Consider the following 6,589-nt stretch of genomic DNA (forward strand, 5'->3'; position numbering starts at 1 on the left):
AACTTCCGCCAAAAGTGATAATATCGTCTCTTCCCCAACTTCGCTTAAAACCATAAACTCTTCGCTTCCTTCTCCTCCCATAGCTCCGCTGTCCGCTTTCACGCTCACGGTATTTAATCCCATTCTCTTAAAAATTTTAGTATAAGCCTTGCTCATGTCGTTATAACTTTTGTCTAAAGATTCTTTTGTCATATTGAAAGAGTAGGCGTCTTTCATAATAAATTCTTTCGAGCGAATCACTCCATATCGCGGTCTTATTTCGTCTCTAAATTTTGTATGTATTTGATATAAAATTAAAGGCAAATCCTTATATGATTGAATTTCATTTTGAGCCGTAATCGTAAATGCTTCTTCATGAGTCGGTCCCATTGCCATATCAATATCGTTTCTGTCTTTTAATCTGAATAATTCTTTTTTGAATCTTTCCCATCTGCCAGAAGGAGTAAGCAAAGTTTTTGAAACGAGCAAAGGCATTATGCATTCGTTTGAGCCAATTGCGTTCATCTCTTCTCTTATAATATTTGAAATTTTATTTAAAACTCTCACTCCCAAAGGCAAATACGAATATAAACCGTTCGATATTTTTCTTGCCAAGCCCGCTCTAATCATTAATTTATTCGAGGCTATTATTGCATCGTTTGGAGCTTCTTTCAAAGTTGGCATAAAGAGTTTAGATAAACGCATAATATTTTCCTTAAAATTATTAAAAAATTATTTAAACCGAATTTTGATTTCCGATTAATGATATATTAAAAAAATAAAATTATCAACTAATAGTAGTTTGTTATATAATTTAATTTTATTTTAATTTATATAAATAAAACCCGTATTTTTCATACTCTGTGGGAATATTCGTGTAATTCATATTTATATATCTATTAAATAAATATATGTTTTGTTCGTTTTCTTCGTTATGATAAAATACATCTAAATTTTCCAAATATTGTTTGGAGAAAAACATATCGGGTTTTTTATCTAAAAATATTTTAACAGCGTTGCTATAACCGAAACTTGGATTCCACCAATCGCTTTCGTTTGGAAGTATCAAAGAATTTGTCCAACCTAAATTTGCATATCCGTAAATAAAAGTTCCTCCAAACGAGGCTATGCCGTTATAACCGTATTTTTTCATGTATTCCGTAACAATATGAGTAATGCCGTTTCTTTCGTCATTTTTTGCCCGCATATCGTTATAAATATTTTTATTTAAAAGATTTATAAAATTACTTATGCACATAAATATAACTATGATAGAAAATATGGCAAATATATTTTTAATTATATTAATATTATATTCATAATTTTTATTATTATCTTGCAAAGAAAATGATAAAATATTTAATCTATAAAGAGCAAATGGAATCATAACCGACAACGAAGAAGCCGCAATCATATGGTGAATAATATCGCTTCTGTTTATATAATAACAATATAATCCTAATCCGCAGATTGAACAATATATTACGCTTGGTGAATAAGATTTAAGTTTTGCATTATTTTTGAAATTAAATATTTTCATGTCTTTTATATAATAAAGAAATGAAAATAAGAATAATATTATCGTTATAATCCAATAACCTATAACATATCGCGTATTTGATTCCGTGTATTTAGATTGTCCCGTGAACAACGGAAATAATAAATCTTTTATAGTTTGAACATTTCCGCCTAATACGAATACATTGCAAATATTTAGAATTAATAAAGCTAATAAAATAGACAATATGGCAAGGATTATATGAAAAATGATATTATAATATAATTTTTTATCTTTAAAATCTAAATCATATATATATATATATAAGTAGAAACTAATGCTCCAAGACAGACTAATCCCGTATCAGCTCCCCATAAAATTCCCAAAGACGCTAAAATATAACCTATTATAAACGATAATTTATTTTTTCTAATATTAACTATTGATATATATAAAATCATAATACTTGGGAAAAATAATTTTAACGGAAAAACCGAATAATAATTTTGACTTATTGAGAAAAGAAAAAATAAAGCGGTTAATATTCCAATTATTCTATAAAACGAATTTTTGATTAATATGAATATCGTTGAAATTATGCATATTGAAGTTATTCCAGATAATATGGCTATCAATAAAGAGTATGATTTTACGCTTAAACCTAATATTTTAAAAAACGGAAACATAAATAAAGCGTAATGTCCATGAATGCTATACATGTTTTTTGAATAAGGTATGGAATTGGCGACATAAAATACTGAATTAAAATGCGCCGAATAATGATAGTTATCTAATATAGACGGGGAATATTGTTTATATGTTATTAATACAACCGATATGACAAATAAAAAAACTGCAATATATTGGTTATATTTGCAGTTCGCAATAATCATAAATATAAAAAATAAAATTATAAATTGTATTGAGAGAATAATAAAATTTTGATTTATAAATATATTAAGCTCTAAAATTGCGTTAATTGTCGCTAATAATAAAAATAGAACGGTAAAATAAATTATAATTTCCGATTTTTCATTATTTAACGACAAGTTATATAATTTTTTATTGAGATTATATTTTTTCAGATTTACGAATAAAAAACATACCGATATAAAAATTAACAAGAATATATAAGTTTTAACATTGCTATAACCAAATAATTTTAGAATAATCGCCGCCATAATCGTTAATGATAATACGAATATGAATTTTATCATAAATTTATTTAGAATATCAAGATTAAAAATATTTTGAGTTTGCAATTTAACATGTCCGTTATACCAAGATAAATATTTGTTTGAAAAATTTTTTATAAGGAAATAAATTAATAAACTCGGAAGTAAAGAAAGAAAATATATAGTAAATGTCGGTTTTATTTTTAGCGAATAATTAATATTTATTTTTTCTTCGTTATCAATTATTTTTTCGGAAATCAAATTACCAAAAGGACTTCCAATATCCCACATTTTTATCGTTTTAATAAATTCTGGCAAATTATTAAAATCTGGGCGAACTTCGTAAATATCGCTATGTCTGAAAATTTTTTCATAATATCCCATTTTAAATGCATAACTATAATTTGTAATATTTTCGTTATTTAGCAAATAGTTTTTTAATTCGTCTTCGTTATTAAAACCTTCCATTACGGATTCTAAATTATTTAATTGCAAAGTTTCATTGACATTTAATTTTATTTCATCCAAATATCCGACTCTAATTTGTCCGCCTAATTTTGATAAAATAATTATAGCGATTGTAAGAATAATAATAAAAGGTATATAAATTTTAAAAAATAAGTTTTTTCTTTTCATAAATGTTGTCTTTACTAGTTTAAATTGAATTTTGATTTTCGATTAATGATATATTAAAAAAATAAAATTATCAACTAAATTTATTTTGTATTTATTTAAATTAAGTGTTGACATTTTTTATTAAAATGTTATAATTACTTCAATTAATTTTCAAATATAAGATTATTGAAGATTAAAAGGGTAGGTGGCCGAGCAGTCAATGGCAGCAGACTGTAAATCTGCCGACAGTAGTCTACGGGGGTGCGAATCCCTCCCTGCCCACATTCTTTATTTTATGTTTTAAGGAGATATTTTGGCTATAGAATTTTACGATGGATATATATCTATAGTTGTAGAATCCAATCTCTCTTTACCAGAAGAAGTAAAAAAATTTGTAGAAGATTCAGAAGAAGTATGTTCTCTAATGATGCCGGTAATTGTTTTAGATATGCATAATGTTAAGGAAATTAATAGCGCAGGGATAGCAAAAATACTTAAACTATATAAAAATTTACAATCTATAAAAATTAAATTATTTATGATGAATGTTGACGAAGCAATTGCTCAAGTTTTTAAAGATTTAATGATATTTACTCTTATTAAAACCTTTGATAAGAAAAAAGATTTTCTATTATAATAATTTTTATTAAATATTATTTTTCAACTTCTTTCCTATACTTAATCAAACCTTCTTTAAGTATATGCATAGCTCTTTTTAAATCTTTTGAATCTAAAACATAGCTCATTCGCACTTCATCAACTCCCAATCCTGCCGTAGCATAAAAACCTTCTCCCGGAGCAAACATAACGGTTTCTCCATCAATATTAAAGTCTTTTAGAAGCCATATTGCAAAATCTTCGGCATTTTTTACAGGAAGTTTTACCAATACATAGAAGGCGCCTTCGGGTTCTTTCATGATTACGCCTTCCATTTTTGTAAGTTCTTCAAATAATATTTTTCTTCTATTGTCGTATTCTTTTCTTGATTCTTCAAAATAGTTTGCGGGCAAGTCGTATAAAGCCGCCGCTCCAATCATTTCAAGAGTAGGGGCGGATAATCTCATTTGACATTCTCTAAATACCGCGTTCATAAAATCTTTATTTTTGCTTATTATACATCCGATTCTCGCTCCGCAGGCTGAAAATCTTTTTGAAATTGAATCTATTATAATAACATTTTCCGACAAATCTTTATAAGTTCCAAAGCTGATGGCTTTTCTATCACTATATACGAATTCTCTATAAACTTCATCGCTTATAATAAACATATCATGTTTTTTTGATAAATAGGCTATATCGTCCAATTCCCGCTTTGTAGATACGACTCCTGTAGGATTACTTGGATTTGAAAACATATAAGCTTTTGTTTTTGGAGTAATATGTTTTTCTATTTCGTCTCTGTTTGGAAGATGAAAACCGTTTTCTGCATAAGTTCTAACGGCATTTCTTTTTATCCCTAATACATCGTAAAAACTATTATAATTTGCGTAATAAGGTTCGGCTACCAATATTTCATCGCCTTCGTCAAATATGGCAAGCAAACTGAATGATAAACCCTCGCTTCCTCCGTTTGTTATGACTATTTCATCCTCTTCATAATGAATTCCAAGTTTATCATAATATTCTTGTATTTTTTTAAGAAGAGGTTTTATTCCTCGAGAATGTTCGTATTTTAGAGTTTTACCGTCATATTTTCCAATAGCTTCAATAAACTTTTTAGGCGTTTCAATATCTGGTTGTCCTATATTAAGATGATGAATCTTTATTCCTTTTCGCTCCGCTTCCTCCGCATAAGGATTCAATTTTCTAACAGGGGAAGTTTTTAATCTTTGAATTCTTTTAGATATTTCCATTTGCATCTCCAATTTATTATATATAATAATTTAATGATATAGAATATACGAAAATAAAAAAATTGTCAATACCTTAAAATTAATAATTCATTTTATATAATATTGCAAATTAAATATTTGACTTTTTTAGTAATTGATATAATATAAACATAATATTAAAAACTTTATAAATTGTAATTTTATATATATAAATGAAAAAAGCGGTTTTTTTATTTTTTATAATATTTCATACTTATCTATTTTCCCAAAGTATCGATAGAGAAATAACCGATAGATATGTGAAAGAAAATATCGCCGTATTTGAAATCGAAGATGTTTCAACGGGATACAGAAAAGATTTAGGAAAAAAAGTCACAACGCTTATAGAAAATTCGCTTACGAGAATGAATAGATTTAATATTGTCGACAGAGCGAATTTAGACAAATACTTAAAAGAAATGGAACTTCAATTAACGGGAATTACAGAAGAACAGGTTATTGAAGTGGGAAAAATTTACGGCTATAGCAAAGCGATAACGGGAAGAATAACTTCGGCAAATATAACTTTCGATTACGATAGCGAATCTGGAAGCGGAAATATATACGCAAATGTAGATTTAGTTTTGCAAATAGTCGATGTCGAAACTACTAAAATATTATATTCTTCAAAAATTTCTGGTTCGGCTTATTATGGCATAAATCGTTATCCTTCAATGGCTTTCAGAGAAGCGGCTTTGGACGAAGCATGCAACGATTTGGCTATTCAAGTGGAAAGCAAAATGAAAAATGTTTTTAAAATCATTTTAAAAATATCCGACATAAAAGACGGAAATGTTATTTTATTTGCTGGAAGCGAACATGGAATTAATAAAAATACGAGATTCAAAGTTTATTCAAAAGCGGAAGATATAGTTTTGCCTTCGGGAAATATTATAGAAGGAGAATATAAAGAAAAAGGAACTTTAAGAATAAAAGATTTGGGAAGAGAATATTCGATTGCAAAAATATCTCGAGGAAACGATATTCAAGCGGGAGATATAGCGAGGGAAACTCATATTGGAAATTTTTTAGTCGGTTTCAATATTAATTATTCCGAATATAAAATAAAATCTCTTCAAAAAACTTATCAAAGTTCCACAAATAACGGACAGTTAAATATTAATCTTAATAAAAACGATTTCACTTTTGGAATGCATTTGAAAGTGGGATACGATAATAATTTATTTTCGCCAAATTTGAGTTTCGGATTATTATTCGGCGATTTTTTCAAAACAAGCTACGGAATCGATATAAGATTTAATTTCGATATTAATGTCAATATTTATAAAGAAGTCGTCAGGTTTGTATTTATTCCGCATCTTGGAATCGGATTGACTTTTACAGATATTGGAAATGTGAGCGGAGGCGATTATTATATCGACAATAATACTTCAATTCCAAACGAATCTAAAATTAACTCGAGAGATATTCTGCTTGGAATTGGAGCTATG

General features: G+C 27.5%; 6 protein-coding genes and 1 tRNA gene. 3 read left to right on the forward strand and 4 right to left on the reverse strand.

Annotated features, from left to right (window positions below; all coding sequences use genetic code 11):
- From proS to EZH24_RS05590, 3 genes are all read right to left on the reverse strand, one after another.
- The coding region (proS, locus tag EZH24_RS05580) for a proline--tRNA ligase (protein ID WP_137998154.1) at positions 1-684 on the reverse strand (684 nt) is incomplete at its 3' end.
- A gap of 115 nt (positions 685-799) precedes the next feature.
- Positions 800-1,723, reverse strand: coding sequence for a hypothetical protein (locus tag EZH24_RS05585; RefSeq protein WP_137998155.1), 924 nt, complete (start codon positions 1,721-1,723; stop codon positions 800-802).
- 56 nt (positions 1,724-1,779) lie between these two features.
- Positions 1,780-3,288 (reverse strand): hypothetical protein, encoded by a 1,509-nt coding sequence (locus tag EZH24_RS05590; RefSeq protein ID WP_137998156.1) that lies wholly within the window; start codon positions 3,286-3,288, stop codon positions 1,780-1,782.
- 178 nt (positions 3,289-3,466) lie between these two features.
- Between EZH24_RS05590 and EZH24_RS05595 the strand changes: the two genes are divergently transcribed.
- Both EZH24_RS05595 and EZH24_RS05600 read left to right on the forward strand, forming a co-directional pair.
- Positions 3,467-3,549: transfer RNA gene (locus tag EZH24_RS05595), tRNA-Tyr, on the forward strand.
- 31 nt (positions 3,550-3,580) lie between these two features.
- Positions 3,581-3,904: an STAS domain-containing protein gene (locus EZH24_RS05600; protein ID WP_137998157.1), complete on the forward strand. Its 324-nt coding sequence runs from the start codon at positions 3,581-3,583 to the stop codon at positions 3,902-3,904.
- 16 nt (positions 3,905-3,920) lie between these two features.
- Here EZH24_RS05600 and EZH24_RS05605 read toward each other — a convergent pair whose 3' ends face one another.
- Positions 3,921-5,120, reverse strand: a complete 1,200-nt coding sequence (locus EZH24_RS05605) for a pyridoxal phosphate-dependent aminotransferase (RefSeq protein WP_137998158.1) — start codon at positions 5,118-5,120, stop codon at positions 3,921-3,923.
- Between the two features lie 191 nt (positions 5,121-5,311).
- On the opposite strand from EZH24_RS05605, the gene EZH24_RS05610 reads away from it, so the two are divergent.
- Positions 5,312-6,589 (forward strand): CsgG/HfaB family protein (locus tag EZH24_RS05610; RefSeq protein ID WP_137998159.1); only part of this gene is annotated, 1,278 nt, incomplete at its 3' end.

The sequence above is a fragment of the Brachyspira catarrhinii genome (assembly GCF_005518285.1).
GTDB classification, from domain to species: Bacteria; Spirochaetota; Brachyspiria; order Brachyspirales; family Brachyspiraceae; genus Brachyspira; species Brachyspira catarrhinii.

Bases quoted from the DNA above. Each gene is read 5' to 3' on its own strand.
- EZH24_RS05590 (WP_137998156.1), bottom strand. From the start codon at position 3,288: ATGAAAAGAAAAAACTTATTTTTTAAAATTTATATACCTTTTATTATT.
- EZH24_RS05605 (WP_137998158.1), bottom strand. From the start codon at position 5,120: ATGGAAATATCTAAAAGAATTCAAAGATTAAAAACTTCCCCTGTTAGA.